General features: G+C 57.0%; 7 protein-coding genes and 1 pseudogene. 6 read left to right on the top strand and 2 right to left on the bottom strand.

The window, feature by feature from the left end; genetic code table 11:
• The first annotated feature begins 98 nt into the window (after positions 1-98).
• The 3 genes and pseudogenes from G5S37_RS02025 to G5S37_RS32825 all read left to right on the top strand — a co-directional run bounded on the left by G5S37_RS02025 (position 99) and on the right by G5S37_RS32825 (position 2,350).
• Positions 99-671, top strand: coding sequence for a DUF4256 domain-containing protein (locus tag G5S37_RS02025; protein WP_165200259.1), 573 nt, complete (start codon positions 99-101; stop codon positions 669-671).
• A 51-nt stretch (positions 672-722) separates the two neighbouring features.
• Positions 723-1,307, top strand: a complete 585-nt coding sequence (locus G5S37_RS02020) for a DUF1801 domain-containing protein (protein ID WP_165200257.1) — start codon at positions 723-725, stop codon at positions 1,305-1,307.
• Positions 1,308-1,676: 369 nt separating this feature from the next.
• Positions 1,677-2,350: pseudogene (locus G5S37_RS32825) on the top strand (class I SAM-dependent methyltransferase).
• Between the two features lie 28 nt (positions 2,351-2,378).
• On the opposite strand, the gene G5S37_RS02010 reads toward G5S37_RS32825, so the two are convergent.
• Together G5S37_RS02010 and G5S37_RS02005 are read right to left on the bottom strand one after the other, a co-directional pair.
• Positions 2,379-4,568 carry an AAA family ATPase gene (locus tag G5S37_RS02010; RefSeq protein ID WP_165200255.1) on the bottom strand — a complete coding sequence of 730 codons (2,190 nt, stop codon included), beginning with the start codon at positions 4,566-4,568 and terminating at the stop codon, positions 2,379-2,381.
• A 48-nt stretch (positions 4,569-4,616) separates the two neighbouring features.
• Positions 4,617-8,843, bottom strand: coding sequence for an ATPase domain-containing protein (locus G5S37_RS02005; protein ID WP_206026273.1), 4,227 nt, complete (start codon positions 8,841-8,843; stop codon positions 4,617-4,619).
• 586 nt (positions 8,844-9,429) lie between these two features.
• Here G5S37_RS02005 and G5S37_RS02000 point away from each other — a divergent pair.
• From G5S37_RS02000 to G5S37_RS01990, 3 genes are all read left to right on the top strand, one after another.
• On the top strand, positions 9,430-10,026 hold the full coding sequence (locus tag G5S37_RS02000) for a TetR/AcrR family transcriptional regulator (protein ID WP_165200251.1): 597 nt from the start codon (positions 9,430-9,432) through the stop codon (positions 10,024-10,026).
• A gap of 17 nt (positions 10,027-10,043) precedes the next feature.
• Positions 10,044-11,156: an efflux RND transporter periplasmic adaptor subunit gene (locus tag G5S37_RS01995; RefSeq protein WP_165200249.1), complete on the top strand. Its 1,113-nt coding sequence runs from the start codon at positions 10,044-10,046 to the stop codon at positions 11,154-11,156.
• A 69-nt stretch (positions 11,157-11,225) separates the two neighbouring features.
• On the top strand, positions 11,226-14,324 hold the full coding sequence (locus G5S37_RS01990) for an efflux RND transporter permease subunit (protein WP_165200247.1): 3,099 nt from the start codon (positions 11,226-11,228) through the stop codon (positions 14,322-14,324).
• The last annotated feature ends 565 nt before the right edge of the window (positions 14,325-14,889 follow it).

Raw genomic sequence — 14,889 nt, 5'->3', positions numbered from 1 at the left:
ACGTCGCACATCTTCGTGCTTGCCGGACGATTTCAGACCGTTTCAAAATCCTCCGGTCACCTCGTTACCCCAGCCCGGCAACCAAAGGACCCACCCATATGGCAGGAACTGGAACCAAAAAGAAACTGTCCCCCGACCAACGCGAAGCCCTGCTCAGCACTCTACGAGCCCGCTTCGACAAGCACCCGAACCGCCACAAGGGCATCACATGGTCCGAGGTGCAGGCAAAACTCGAAGCCAGCTCCGACAAGCTGTGGTCCCTCAGCGAAATGGAACGCACCGGTGGCGAGCCCGACGTCGTGGGTCGTGACAAGAAAACCGGCGAGTTCATCTTCTTCGACTGCTCCGCCGAAAGCCCCACCGGTCGCCGCAGCACCTGCTTCGATCGCGAAGGCTGGGAATCCAGGAAAGAAGCCAGACCGGAAAACACCGCCATGGACATGGCCACCGAGATGGGCATTGAGCTCCTCACAGAGGAGCAATACCGCGAGCTGCAAAAACTCGGGAAGTTCGACCTGAAAACATCGAGCTGGGTGCAGACTCCTCCCGAGATTCGGAAACTCGGCGGCGCCCTCTTCTGTGATCGTCGCTATGATCACGTCTTCACCTATCACAACGGCGCGCAATCCTACTACGCCGCCCGTGCCTTCCGCGGATCGCTAAGGATCTGAACGCAAGCCTTCATCTCCACTTCCCTCCCACCGACGCACCACACCGCACGCATGAATCCCAAGGTCGATGCCTTCTTGAAGAAAGCCAAAACGTGGCGGGAGGAATTTGAGGCGATGCGGGAGATCATCCTCACCCTTCCGCTGACCGAAGAACTCAAGTGGGGCAAACCTTGCTACACGTTTCAAGACAGCAACGTCCTCATCATTCAGGGCTTCAAAGAATACTGCGCCCTCATGTTCTGCAGAGGCGCTCTTCTGAAGGACACCAAGGGACTCCTCATCAAACCTGGGGAGAACACCCAGGCCGCACGTCAGATGCGCTTCACCAGCGCCCGCGAAATCACCAAACTCGCGCCCACGATCAAGTCCTACATCCGTGAAGCCATGGACGCCCATGAGGCCGGTCTGGAAGTGCAATACAAGGAGACCTCCGAGTTCCCCGTGCCCGACGAACTGACGAAGGCGCTGGCGAAAAACTCCAAACTAAAAGCCGCCTTCGAAGCACTCACCCCCGGAAGACAGCGCGGCTACCTCCTCCACTTCGCCGCCGCCAAACAATCCAAGACCCGCGAGTCCCGCATCGAGAAATGCGCACCGCTTATTCTCAAAGGCAAGGGGCTTCAGGATCGAGAGTGAGCCCATCGCAAGCTGTCATGCGTAGAGGTGCGTGTGCCATGGCAGCAATACTATCCTCAGGTGCAAAAGGGTCTTTGTGCAGGGAGCGAAGGGCGGAGCAAAGGAGCGTGGACACTCTTGTCCGCCGTTCTGTTGCGTAACGACCTCCAGCATGCGGAAGCTACTGCTGACGCCTTTGGAGCAGCTAGTAGAGCGTGGCCTCACCTGCCGAATGAAAGAGAATGGTGCGTCAGGGATGGCGGACAAGAGTGTCCACGCTCCTTTGAAAGACCCGACGCTTCACCCTGTGAGTGAATGACACCTCACCATCTTCTCACCAAGTCCGTTTTCAGCTCTTCCCGGTATGACTCGTAATCGTACCACGAACACATGAACCACTTCGACGATCCCCAAGCCGTCTCACGCTACGCTGAAAACCCACCCCGTCTCGTCCCGGGCTTTGCGGATCTCCAGCGCATGACCTCGCTGCTCCTTGCCGAGCACGCTCCCGACGATGCCCGCGTGCTGGTCCTCGGCGCCGGTGGCGGTCTTGAACTCAAGGTCTTCGCCGAAGCCCACCCGCACTGGACCTTCGATGGCATCGACCCTTCTGCGGAAATGCTGAAGCTCGCGACCGCCACCCTTGGCCCCACCCTCAGCACTCGCGTACACCTTCACGAAGGCTACATCCATGCCGCACCCGATGGCCCCTTCGATGCCGCCTCCTGCCTGCTGACGCTCCACTTCGTCCCCGAAAGGGAACGTCTCCACACCCTCCAGGAAATTCGCCGCCGACTGAAGCCCGGCGCACCCTTCGTCGTTGCTCATCATAGCATTTCCGAAGGCAAGGACCAACGCGACCTCTGGCTCTCCCGCTACGCCGCCTTCGCCATCTCCTCCGGCGTCGAGCGCCCCACGCAGAATCCGCCCGCACCGCCATCAGCGAAAAACTCCCCGTCCTCTCCCCCGAGCACGACGAAGCCCTCCTCCGCGAAGCCGGCTTCACCAACGTCAGCCTCTTCTACGCTGCCTTCACCTTCAGGGGATGGGCGACGTATGCATGACTGCGTGCGACTACGAGGCGTTGATTTCCTACCCCTGCGCTTTCCTGCGACCTTGTTCATCCCGCACAAAGTGTTGCAGCTCCCTCGCGTCAATGTGCAGATTGAGCTGTTCGGTGCTTGGCAGGTCACTCACGGAAAGCTCCGTCTCTTTCCGCGGATTGCACATGCGGAGAACCGCTTCTAGTGATCGTGCACCATGCTTAAATCGTTTGAGCGAAAGCAGGGCATTGGCCAGTTCCTTGGAAATGAGCGGTTTTTTTTCGTTGTCGCCAATCTGAGCCCCGATCTGATGCTTTAGCATCACAGCGCGTCGCAAGATATACATGAAATCATCCGGAACAGATTCCATGGGATTGATACCCCGGATATTCAAGACTCCCCTCAGCCTGCTGATAAAGTCAGGCCCCTTGGCCTCACAGAAGTCGGCGTTGCGAACACGACCGTTCATCTCATCGAAACTTTGATTCACGCCGCCTGCGAATACGAAAATCGCCCTGCCAATATGATAGATCCGGCCCTCGTCAGAGAACGTACCGTCCTGCATCGGGGCAAGGAAGTATCTCAGCCAGCCAAACGCTCGTCTTTCGAATGTGGAATCAAACTCATCGAAGAAAACAAGCGGCACGCGGGATTGCAGGCACACGTCACGTATCTGGTGGAAATAGGAGGCCACCTCCGAAAGAGACTGCAATTGGGAGAGATTCACTTCAATCGGCGGATGGCTCACGCCCTCACCATCATCTTGTATGGATGCCACCAAATTTTTTACACCCATGGACTTACCGGACCCAGGAGGACCAAAAACACCAATGGAAATCGGCTTGGTTTGTTTCTGGTCCTCCATGTAAGAGGATAAAAGCCGCTGGAGAAACAGGTAGTCCTCAAGCTCCAAGCGGTCCACCAACTTAAGCTGTTTGCCCAAACTGATGATGGGTGATCTAAATTCCGCGGGCATTTCAGAATCGGTGTTGCCCGAGGACTTTGTTGGGCTTGGGTTAAACCCAAGATGTCTCAACGCGAGCTCGAGACACACCTCCCTCGACGGCTTGCAGTTTCTTGGAATCGCGATACGCCAATAATCGTTGGGAGAAGAGGCCAGAGCCCAATCCACTTCGGTGGCAATACAGAGCCCTAGCTTGTTGCCGCCCGCAGGTGCCGGAGCAATGAGTTTGACCAGACTGCGGATCACCTCGTCTTCGATTTTTAAAGTGCAGTTTAAATCAGATTTTTCAGAAGAGAAAATCCCATCCGCGAACCAATTGAATGTAGCGATTGTGGCCGCTTTCAAAGTCGCCTCCTCATTGAGACAGCGCCTTACCCCTCCTCCATCTATTTTTCCACACTGTTGCAATGCCAGCGCCAGGCTCCAGGCAAGGATGGAATTGTATCCCTGCATTATTCCCCTGCCATAAAAATTAAAAGCTGCAGGCCGTTCCTGATGGTGGAAGAGCGTCATCGTGGGCGGGGAAGTATCTCCTCCGCCGGTTTTGGCTGCGAACTCTATGCGCAATGTGGCCGCATTTGTCAGTCTGATAATGAGAAAGTCCAGCCATTCCCCTGCCTCTCTCAGGGTTGGATCCAGCACATTTGCAAATGCGCAAATACTGGCGACACTGGCTTCGTACGAACTATCACCGCGGATTGGCCATGACTTGCCCCCCTCGCTTCCGTCACTTCGTGCGAGGGCGCGGCCACTGATGACACCGACACTGACAGGTGCGCACGCACAGGCTCTTTCTTTGACGAGCTTTGCAGTTTCTATGAGCAACTCAATATTGCTACCCTCGAGAATCACGGCATCAAAGTTCGCACCTCCAAGTTCTTTCCAACCTGGACTACTCGCGAGATTCTTGTCAATCTCGTGGACAATCAGAACACTCGGAGATTCCTGAGTGTCTCCAAATTGTTCCATTTCGTGTTCCACAGGTTCGAGAATCGAATTCTGATAACCGCGAAAGCGGACGACCTGCAGGGACTTGCCTTTGTCGTCTTTCAAGGGCTTCGTAATCCGATTGAAATTCCCCAGCGTGATGACAGCGCGAGCTGCTCCCCCTTCACGTTTTGCGACACTCGCAGCTTTGGGTTGGACCTTCAGTTCGCTTGACAGCACTTTCTCGGCGAGTCCAAGGCCGATGTCGAACTGCTGCAGGTGAAGGCGCTTCTCTTTCCCCTCGAGGACGAAGAGACCTTGATAGCGGGGCATCAATATGGAGATCATGGGTTTCCAGAATGGGTTCAGCCTCTCTTATTGCAGTTCCGCACTGTGTCAGAGCTTGCAGGTGCCTTCCCCTTGGTTTTCTTCCTTTAATAAGATGATATTCTGCACAGCGGCCGCGGCCCTTGTTCTGGCATCGTCTTGTTGCCATTCCCCCATGGACGCCGCGCAATCCATTACGTGAAGGACCGCGGTGTGAATACGATGATATAGCTGACTTGGGTCATGTCCATCGTGTTGATGGACGCGATCACGTCTTCGTGCGCGACACCCGGAGTATTTGAGCAATTCTTGCCAGCTCAGATAAGGCATGCCAGTCACTGCTCGATGGCCGTGGAACTCATAAAAGTCTTTTCTGGCAGGAATGCCTGCGCCGAGTTGCGCGCGAAGCTTTGCCATGTCGAGCGTGGACATCTCATCAATGATCGTCTGCGCCAGGCGAGGACTGGAGGTATTCGCATCCACCGCATACATCCACGCACCGGTACAGGGATGCCCGGTAAACCGGGGTCCTTTTTTCTCTGGTGAATTTCGCGCCACAAAGGGATGCCTCCCCTCGAGAAATTCCCGTGTGCATTGTTGCCAGGATAGCAATTCCTGGATGTCTCGATGATCTACGCCATACAAATGTCTCGCAGGATGCGCCCTGGGATTGTCATCCGCCAGTTTCGCAAACTTTTCACACACTTGGCGATGGGCCTCACAAAATGCCGCGATGTCTTCGGAAGGGGCAAGGTTCTTTACATCACCTTCGATTTCCACCAACTTCTCCCTCGACTTTGCGCTGCGGCAACACATCTGCTCCATTCTCTCGCAAAGCCTGTTCAATCTGCTGACAGCGTCTCGCATCGCGGCTTGGGATGCGTCATGTGTTAAGGGTCCTGATGGCATGAATGGAAGCGGAATCAGATATTGTTCAGCTTCCCTGCCTCGCTGGCTCAACCTTGTATTGACATCCACAACTGTAGAATAGAAATGGCGACTGAAGGCCGAGCTTGCCGTGTCACTGAGAGACGGGCGACGCGACATGTAGCCCTTTTGCACCAAGTACATCAGGAATATCAGCGCCTTGACCATGGCCTGCTCATTCAGGGGCTTGGCATCGAACTTACCATCGCCACCGTCCAGCAATTTCTCATCACCACCAAATGCCCAAGCAAGCTCGAAGAAAAAGCAGGATGTCGTCTCTGTTGATCGACTGTCCCAGGAGAACACATGCGAGATGAGTGGCTGCCGGTCTGGACTGTCTGAGGCTTTCTCGTCTAGCTTCTCCTTTACCATGCGGAACACACCCAGAATGGACTGAGGCGGAAGCTTGGTTGACGAGTCGCGAGCAGAATCGTTGCCATTCGAACATTCAAGGACCTCGGGCTCGATCGCAACGCACCAAGGCAAAGCAAAGTAGGTGGCCAGATTGGCTCCAATTTCTCGAGCTTCTTTGATTGGTGGATCCCAAGGCAGTTTTATGTTGTCATCAAGTGCAAGTTTCTTGTGAAGATCTCTAGACTGCCAGAATTCAGTAAGTCGCGCACTGGATTCCGGGGGGGCTCCTGGGATATTCAATTCTTTCAAGGCACTCTGGTGAACACAGAACATGCCAAAGTCCAAATAGGTCGGAACCGCATAAAGTCGGTAGCCATGCATCTCTTTGCTGGAGACTGCCTTAGAAGACGGCAACAGCAGGCGGCTTTTCTCAAGTTCAAAACACCAAAAATCCGATGGCCGAATACCTTGGGCCTGTATTCTTTCCTCGGGCTCCACACACAGCGATGGTGAGCTAATCGAGAGGAGTGGCGCTATTGGCATCGATGCAAAGTGCGCCGCTCTGGCAACGCTTGCCTTTTCCTCTCCTAGATCCACGCCTGCATTCTTTACGCTGCCTTCGATGTCTTTTTGCAGCTTTTGCACCCGGTGGGAGATCCACCATTCATCGACACTGATGATGTGGACTTCTCCCCGGAGGTTTCGTGGGAACGAAGAATCATGCTCCAGAGTTTTCTCGATTTCATTCCTCGAAAACCACGAAAGCGTAAATTTATAGGGCAGCAGCTTGGACAGCCGTTTTTGCAACAATTCGTGAAAAATTTTCTCACGTCCATTCTCATGGAACAGTTGCATGACCACTTCTGCTCTGGACAGACGGTTCAGAAGCAGTCCAGTGTAGGCATCAAATCCCGACTGGATTGAGATCAATTTTTGCGGACTATCGGACCTCTGCTTGAAAACGAGCTCGCGCACAAGACGGTCAAACCGCGTTTGTGCGGACTTGATGACCATCACAGCGTTGCGTTTTTCGTCCTGCACGGCGCGTTGAGCCACCACCACCACGTTGTCAGCGTGAATGCCAAAGGCTTCCGAATCGAGCATGCTCGCATTGAAGGGCGTCTCGTAGGTAACAAGCAATGTTACCAGATTCGACGTGGAAGAGCTACCCTGTTCCAGCGAACGCTTGGATTCCGCAGTAATGAAATTCAACAATGAATCAAAAATTAATGCAAACTCATGCTTTTCATGAGATTTGACCAAGTTTGATAATCCATCGATTGCGATCCGCTTGGGTCTGTCTGCGTTGTCTTCGATCCATTGCTGAATCTCCAGAAGGAGAAGATAGAAATGCAGACCAGCCCGCGGCCGATAGATACAATCGACGATATCGACTCCCTGTTCAGCGGCCTTTCTCCCCACTGCATCGCGGGTCATCTCCTCGATCGCGGAAGAAGGATCTGCTTCGAAGCTTACCATTAGTGAAGCACACTTTGATTGCCCCCGCTCCTTGCCGGTCCATCGAGCAAATAGGTATTCCAGACACAAGCTTGTTTTCCCAGTCCCCGCGTCGCCTACGATAAGTGTGGTAGAACCTTCCTGTAGGGCTGAGTTCCCCTCCTCGCTTGGTTCGCGATATCTTGTTGGGTCAAGATTGGTGAAGTCATGCTCCAAGAACCAATAGTCAGGCCTATATTTCAGCATCTCGTCGAGACCGGCGATGCCGCTGTTCACCAACTCGCGAAGAGCTGAAGGGGACTTATCTCCGCTTTCATTGAGATGACGTAGGTGCGGGCGGGGAAAGATCATGACTGTCCCGAACTGAAGCCGATCAAGCCCCTCTGGAAGGGAAGCGCCCTTAAGCTTCTCTGGCGTGAAATCACTATCAAACTCTGTCTCGAGAATTGATTTCACCAAGGAACGTCGAAGAGCTTTCCCCACAATGGTGGGTTCGAAATTATCATCGGTGACGATCGCCCAAGAGTGCACCCCGATCATGATATTGGCGCCTTGGGACTTGGTAACCTCCAAGGTTCGGAGTTTCATGCCTAGAGGGAGGCTGGGAGCTCCGAGGCGGAAGACAAAGTCCGCCACGAAATTCTCCACTCCTGAAGAAAGTGGGGCAAGGGCGCTCTCCGGCTCCGGCTGCTCTGCCAGGAGAATCATGAGCCCAAGATTCTGCTGATTGAAAATAGACCGAAGTCGCTGGATGAGTTCGTAGGTGAGACGCCTCTCCTCCCCAGGGCTCTTGCAGTCTTTCAGTAGCGCAGTCAGGCTATCAACCACAATGAATACCAGTTGGTCTTCATTGGGGAGAGGCTGCAGAGAAAGCTGGCCTGCAATGTAGTTGATGACTTCATCGGTGGATTTTACGGGTCTCTCCATCTCAAGCGGCGCAGAGATGACATGGAGACCGGAAGTGAGCTTTGAAGGGGATGGGTTGCTTGAGAAGATGCAATCATCCTTGTCGAACCAGCCACGCCCTCCGTACATGCGCTTCAATCGCGGCTGGTTTACTTCTGTGCTTATGAAATAGAGCAGATGATTCGCTTTCGTTCGTTTGGGAACTTCACCCGTTCCCGTGTCAGGTGGCGGCCCTGGATTGGGCAACTCCTCAATTTTCTGCTTCTTTGCCGGAAGGAGTGACCTCACAAGCGATAGGGCAAAGGTGGTCTTTCCAGCTCCTGGCGGGCCACTGATCACGATAGAACTCTCCGCCGGAAATCCCCACTTGTCACCCGCCGCACAATACTCCGGGTGGCTTCCCGGCGTTGCGGTCTGGCTGGGCTCGCTCCCAGGCAATGGAAACTCCAGAATCGTGTGCTTGGGATGCCTCGCATTTTTCGACTCCGTACAATCGAGAAAGAGTTGCCTGAGACCTATGATATTGGGTCTGAGCAAGGTGACAGTTGGAGAAGTGGCTCGTTGCTCTGGCATCGTAGTCGGCTGCAAAGTTGGCGGTTCAGGGAAAATGGCACCTGCCTCCGGCGACGCATTTTTTACACCATCCACCATTGGAACAGCAATAATCTATTTTAAAAAAACGCGAGGTTGTGTTCCTTTCGATTTTCCCGCGCGCCAGGTCCTTCATTTTACATGTCATCGCAAAACCATCTTTCATTTTTGGTTGGTTGGCTTATCTCAGCAGGGCGCCTTAGAGAACCTGCTCTCACCCTTGCCATTTGAAGAACGACTGGCTCCAGGGAGATAGAATAGTGGAACAGGGCCCGGCCCTTTTTGTGGAAGCCAGCAGAGGCGATTCTTGGCGGTCTCAATTCCTTGGGAATTCTTTATCAGACGACTTTCGACACCGTCTTCCCCATCGCTCTGCTTTTACTACCCTCCCAGTCGTTTTACACCTCAGACTGAACTGTCATGTGCTGGTGAAGTGACCCTGGCCGTGAGCGGACGAGAAATCTCCTCATCTCTCGACAACCTCGCTTGCCAACAAAAAACTACGAATCCCCCCGCCTCCTGTCTCATCCGCCCACGCGTATTCGTCACTACCGGTGAGATGCTGCTGCTTACCCTCACCTACGAAAAAAACCGTCCAGACGGCTTGATTTCCGACCGTCTGGACGGTATGCATCAAGCAGACTGCATGATTCGCCCTCCTCATCCCCTCAAGGACGTGCTGCTCGATGCAGCGGAAACCGTGGCCGCCAGACAAGGGGTTTCCCGCCTGACGTTTGACGCGGTGGCGGCCGAGGCAGGCGTGAGCAAGGGTGGACTGCTCCACCATTTCTCCAGCAAGGATCACCTCATCGAGGCCATGGTGAAGCGCACCGCCGATGGCTGGCGCAAGCATTTCACCGAATCCTACCAAAGCGTCCCCGAGGGCCCCGGTCGCATGGCGCGTGCCATTCTGAAGTGCTGCCTCACCGATGCACAAACCTGGACCGAGCAGCTCCGGCGCAGCTACGCCGCCGTCTTCGCCGCACTCGCCCACGACCCGGCGCTCATCCAGCCGATGCGCGACGCCTACACGGAACTCTACCGCCTCGTGGCGGAGGACAACCTCCCCCCCAATGTGAGCGAGACCGTGGTCACGGCCATCGATGGCCTCTGGCTGCACTGGGTGCTTCGACTTCGTCCCGTGGATCAGTCCGTCATGGATCGCCTCCGCGCCTCCCTGGAAACCATGCTGAACAACGCCGTCGCTGAGCAGGCAAAGAACGCCGACGGCGCTCTCAAATAACCCCCCAAGCCAAAATCATGAGTGCTGCACGTTGGATCGCATCCGTTGTGTTGATTGGAACCGTGGCCTCTGGTGGCTACGCCCTTGCCGCGTGGAAACGCAGCTCCCTTGAGCAGGCTGCCGCCGCTGCTGCCAGCCAGCCCGAGCCCATGGAATCCGTGATCGTCGCGGTCGCCGAACAGCGGGAACACCGCCGGACCACCACGTCCATCGGGACCGTGCTGGCACTGCGTTCCATCACCCTGCGCAATGAACTCGCCGGCACCGTGGAAAAAGCCTCACTCGTGCCCGGCCAAATCGTGGAAGCTGGAACCGTGCTTGTGGCCCAGGACATTTCCGTGGAGCAGGCGGAACTGAAAGCGCAGGAGGCACAGGCTTCCCTCGCCGAAGCCACGTTGAAGCGCATGAAGCAGCTCTCAGAAAACAAGGCGGCTCCAGAAATGGAACTCGATCGCGCGCTGGCCGAACGCGACGTCGCCCTCGCCCAGGTGGCACGCACCAAAGCGGTCATCGCACGCAAGATCATCCGCGCGCCCTTCCGTGCCCGCGTGGGCATGGCCGACCTGCATCCGGGGCAGTACCTCGAAGAGGGCACCGAGCTCTCCACGCTGCAGGGCGTCGATGGCGCCGTGCATGTGGACTTCACGGTGACTCAAGCGGTCGCCAGCACGCTGAAAGAAGGACATCCCGTCGAAATCATCACCATCAGCGACGAGAAGCCCATCATGGCGAAGATCGTCGCCCTCGATGCGCGAGTCGATCCCAAGACGCGCAATACCGATATACGTGCGAAGATTGAAGACGCCGATCTCGCTCCTGCACCCGGTGCTTCCGTGCGTGTACGCGTGCCGGTCGGTCCGGCTCGCACGGCCGTGGCCATTCCCATCAGCGCTTTGCGCCGCGGACCGGAGGGTGACCACGTCTTTGTAATTTCATCCGAAGCCAATGGCACCAGCCGGGCTCACCTTCGCCTCGTGCAAAGCAGCGCGGTGAATGGCGATGAAGTGCTGATTGAGTCCGGTCTCAAGCCGGGCGATCGCGTGGCTGCCTCTGGCTCCTTCAAGCTGCGCGAAGCTGTGCTCGTCGCGGCTGCCAATGAAGCTCCCAAGGACGCAGGTCAGGCCAACTAAGCAAGCCGGCCAGCTCCAGTTCCCCCCCAACCTCATTTCATCCTCCACTCAACCGAGGGCCGGAATCTCATGCGCTCATTTACCGACATCTTCATCAAGCACCCTGTGCTCGCGATCGTCGTCAACCTGGTGATCGTCCTCGTTGGCTGGCGCTCGATCAGCTCGCTGCCGGTGCAGCAGTATCCGAAGATCGAGAGCTCCTCGATCATCATCACCACGCTATATTACGGCGCAAGTGCGGAGACGGTGCGCGGCTTCCTCACGACTCCGATTGAGCGTGTGGTCTCGCAAATCGGTGGCGTGGACCATGTGGAATCCACCAGCCGTGCAGGCATCAGCACGGTGACGGTACGGTTGAAGCTCAATCATGACATCACCGCCGGTCTCGCGGAGGTCACAGCACGATTGCAGCAAGTCCGCGCAGAACTTCCTACAGAGGCAGAGCCGCCCGCCGTGGAGGTGCAGCGTGCAGACCGACCGTACGCCACCTTCTACCTGAGCTTCAGTTCCAAGGAACGCAGCGTGCCTGCGGTGACAGACTGGCTCCTGCGCACGCTGCAGCCCCAGCTCGCCACGCTCCCCGGCGTGCAGCGCGTGACCATTGAAGGTGGACGCCAGATCGCGATGCGCGTGTGGATTGATCCGGACCGCCTCGCCGCACTCAATCTCTCTCCCGGCGATGTGCAGGCCGCACTGCGTCGCAACAACTTCCTCGCCGCCGTGGGCCGCACGAAGGGCAACATGGTGGAGATCAATCTTCTCGCGAACACGGACCTGCGCTCCACGGAGGAGTTCGCCAATCTCATCGTGACGGATCGTGATGGCGCCATCGTCCGTCTCAGCGATGTGGCCCGCGTGGAGCTCGGCGCGGAGGAGCCGGACATGATTGCGAAGCACGACAAGGTCGAGGGCGTGTACCTCGGCGTGTGGCCGCTAATCGGCTCCAACGAAATCGATGTGGCAAAGAATCTCGAAGCCGAGATGGAGCGCATCCGTCCCAATCTGCCGAAGGACATTGAGATGAGCCTGGTGTGGGACGGCACCATGTTCATGCGTGATGCGCTGAAGGAAATCAGCAAGACCCTCGTGGAGACCGTGCTCATCGTGGGGCTCGCGGTGTTCCTCTTCATGGGCTCGATTCGCACTGCGATGGTGCCGCTCATTGCGATGCCCATCTCGCTCATCGGCGCCGTCGCGATCATGTACGCGTGCGGATTCAGCCTGAACCTGCTCACCATCCTGGCGATTGTGCTTTCCGTGGGTCTTGTCGTGGATGACGCGATTGTGGTCGTCGAAAACGTGGAACGCCACGTGCATGAGGGGAAGACCCGCATGCAGGCCGCCATCATCGGCGCACGAGAATTGTTCGGCCCCATCATCGCGATGACCATCACGCTCGCCGCAGTGTATGCGCCAATTGGTTTTCAGGGGGGGCTCACTGGTTCGCTCTTCCTGGAGTTTGCCATCACTCTCGCCGCGGCAGTCGTGGTATCCGGTTTCGTCGCCCTCACACTGTCTCCGGTCATGAGCGCGCACTTCGTGCATGCACGTGGCAAGGAAGGCTGGCTCACGCGCCTGGTGAACCGCACCTTTGAACGCGTGAAGCATGTCTACGCAGGCATGCTGGATGTGGCCCTGCAGATGCGCACGGTGATCGTGCTCGTAGCCATCGTCGTGATGTTCGCCGCATGGCCGTTCTACATGTTCTCCGCCAAGGAACTCGCCCCGGTGGAAGACCAGAGCCACATCAGCCTGTTCCTGGATACGCCTCCAGACTCCACCATCGAGGCTGCCAATCGCGAGTCTCTCAAGCTCGTGGATGCCGTGACCGCCTTCCCCGAAGCAGAATACATGTGGTCACTCACCGCTGGCTGGGGCGGCTTCGGCGGCATGGTGGCAAAAGATTGGAAAGGTCGCGGACGTACCACGGCGGAAATGTACGGAGAGGTGTACGGCGCCGTGTCCACCGTGCCCGGACTGCGCATCTTCCCACGTCTCGATCCTCCGCTGCCGACTCCGGGCCAGTACGATGTAGAACTGGTGCTGCAAACGAACGAGCCACTCGAGAACATGCTGCAGACCGCGGGCGAGATCATCGGCGCCGGATTCCAGAGCGGCAAGTTCCTCTATGTGGACACCGACCTGAAAATCGACCGTCCCGAAGCGCGCGTCATGATTGATCGCGAACGTCTCGCGGACCTCGGACTCGACCTCGCCGGTGTGGGCCAGGAACTCGGCACGCTGCTCGGCGGCGCGTATGTCAATCGCTTCAACTACTTCGACCGCAGCTACAAGGTCATCCCACAGATTGGCGATGATGATCGCGCTGCCGTGGGCCCACTGCTCGATCTCAAGGTGAAGACACCGGAAGGCGAACTCGTACCGGTGTCCACCTTCACCAGCATTGAAGCACACACCGCGCCTCGCACGCTCAATCGCTTCCAGCAACGCAACGCCGTGCGCATCTTCGGTGGTGTGCAGCCCGGCGTGACCAAGGAGGAAGGCCTGCGCGTGCTGGAAGATGCCGCACGCAAAGCCGGTGGTCCAGGCATCACCCTCGACTACGCCGGTGAATCCCGCCAGATTCGCAAGGAAGGCTCCGCGCTCACGGTGACACTGGGCTTTGCCGTGGTGCTCATCTACCTCGTGCTCGCCGCGCAGTTCCGCAGCTTCCGCGATCCGCTCATCGTCTTGCTCGGTTCCGTGCCGCTCGCCATCTCCGGTGCGCTGATGTTCACCTTCCTCGACTTCACCACGATCAACATCTACTCGCAAGTGGGCCTCATCACCCTGGTGGGTCTGCTTGCGAAGAACGGCATCCTCATTGTGCAGTTCGCCAATGAACTCCAGGCACGCGGTCTTGAGAAGATGGCTGCGCTGCGCGAAGCCTCCCTCACACGTTTGCGTCCGGTGCTCATGACCTCCGCCGCGACTGTGTTCGGCCACTTCCCACTCGTGCTCGTCGCCGGTCCCGGCGCGGAAGCGCGCAACAGCATCGGCATCGTGCTCGTCACCGGCATGATCGTGGGCACCGTCTTCACCCTTTTCGTCGTGCCCGTGTTCTACTCACTCATTGCCGCACACCACCAGCCGGAACTCGACACGGATAATCTTGAAGAGGAATCTCCGACCACTCCCACCCTCATGCCTGCGGCCAGCCCTGCGTGACCGAAGGTGCGTCCTCCATCAAAGAGTGGGGCATTTGTGCCGGAGGGACAATAGCCTGCGAGTTCGTCGTCGAAACGAATACGTCCTCGAGCCCCCGAGCCACTATTCGCGTTGCACTTGAGCGTCCCTCCACACCAAAGGGACGGTAGGGATGCGCTCCTGCGCGTCCGTAGATAGTGGGCGGAGGCGGAGGGGGATGCCACGTGGCGAGGCCGTTTCACGCCCAGTTCCACACCACCTCCGCCCGCCTGAAGTCGGACGCGCAGGAGCGCATCCCTACCGCCTCTTTGGTGGAAGGACGTTTGCCTTGAAGGGCGTAGTCCGCAAAACTGCTTCGACTGTGCCTCATAGCCCACTGTGACAGGCGTGCTCGCCCAACGGAGTCTTCAGCACGCTCTCATTTGGGTTAATGCGTATGAGCACTCTTGCGCCCCATTCATGAGGTCACCGCACCCGGGGTCTACACCCTTCTCTCGTAGCGCATCGCAGACAAAAAAAGTGGGGACACGAATGTCCCCACTGCTTGAGAGTTGGTTGTCTTGAAATCGGAATCGCGCGCGAGTCG

This window comes from Roseimicrobium sp. ORNL1 (genome assembly GCF_011044495.1).
Taxonomy (GTDB): Bacteria; Verrucomicrobiota; Verrucomicrobiia; order Verrucomicrobiales; family Verrucomicrobiaceae; genus Roseimicrobium.
This window is presented reverse-complemented; position numbering and strand designations above follow the sequence as displayed.